At 41.0% G+C, this 1,211-nt stretch carries 2 protein-coding genes; both read right to left on the minus strand.

Features of this window, described 5'->3' with window-relative positions; all coding sequences use genetic code 11:
* Positions 1 to 470 precede the first annotated feature (470 nt).
* On the minus strand, positions 471 to 779 hold the full coding sequence (locus tag BIZ39_RS21850) for a PEP-CTERM sorting domain-containing protein (RefSeq protein ID WP_187448121.1): 309 nt from the start codon (positions 777 to 779) through the stop codon (positions 471 to 473).
* Between the two features lie 159 nt (positions 780 to 938).
* Entirely contained in the window at positions 939 to 1,151 is a 213-nt protein-coding gene (locus BIZ39_RS21855; protein ID WP_187448122.1) for a hypothetical protein, read from the minus strand.
* Between the last annotated feature and the right edge of the window lie 60 nt (positions 1,152 to 1,211).

Consider the following 1,211-nt stretch of genomic DNA (forward strand, 5'->3'; position numbering starts at 1 on the left):
ATTAGAAACTGGGAGGAAATCGGTGATGTGAAATTAAACCCAGAGAACAAAAAAGAAGCTGCTTAACAGCTCAGGCGACAACTACCTTGAAAAACGCCGAAGGTTTGCCCATATGATGAATTTGTCAAATTAAAATGGATTATCGGCACCACTATTTTTATTATTGTTCGGACGTTGGTGGTCTCATTCACCGACATGGCCCTCTTAGCACGAGCAGCCGTTATTGTGGTCACCTTGGCATTATTGATCTATTGGTTGAAAAATTGGGATTACCACGTCGAAAAACCTGGAACCGAATAGACGCTTTAGATTGGTGTTCACTTTTTTGCCTTTCGCATAGTGACTTGATAACTATTTAAGGCGTGATGCATTAATTGACCCCAGATAGGCGCTCGTACGTGAAATCTAGAGACGTTTACTGGGCGTTGCCCACTTTGGTAAACAGAGAAACGCCCTGGTGAATATACTTATTAGCGGCAGCGCCGTAATAACAACAGCATTGCACCCATTGCTAAGATAATACCTGTTTGTGGCTCTGGAACAGAAATGTTGGATTGTGATGGCGTGGCGGTTCTAGAAACTAGGCTACTTTCAAAATCCACAGCCAGTTGCGAGCTTTCATTCAGATAAAATATAACGCGACTCGCTTGTTGGCTCGCGCTATCTTCCAGTGAAAACGTAAAAAAATCCTTATTAGCATAAAAAAGCTTTTCACGTGGATTTTCAAACAAATAAGCACTGCTCCATTTTGAATAGTCCGTCTTTTCAATTTCTGGCATCCTTACTATCAACTCATCGAGTAATAAAAGCACACGAGAAAGATTAAACGCTGTAAAATCATAATAACTATCCCCTCGTGATGGCCCATACCGAGACTCTAATATGTCGTCACCACCGCCGAACTCCCCTACTCCATTATCACCATCAAGCCAGTTGGATTAATAATCAAGTGTGTCATCATAGGTAAATGAGACTTCAATCGGGTTGGTATTCAGATCATCAAGTTCAGAGGCAATCTGTGACTCATCGAGATAATTTACGCCGTAGTATTCATAGCCACTATAGTTGAGTGAATTCTCAAATTTTATAATGTCGGCGAATGCTGCCTTACTGATTGATAGTAAAAGTATGGTGGTTAGAATATGCTTCATGCTGTTTTCCTTTTCCAGAGCAGTGAAACATCAGCAAAATATGTGCCTTGCCTTATGTAT

This window comes from Alteromonas sp. BZK5 (assembly GCF_014349115.1).
GTDB lineage: Bacteria > Pseudomonadota > Gammaproteobacteria > Enterobacterales > Alteromonadaceae > Alteromonas > Alteromonas macleodii.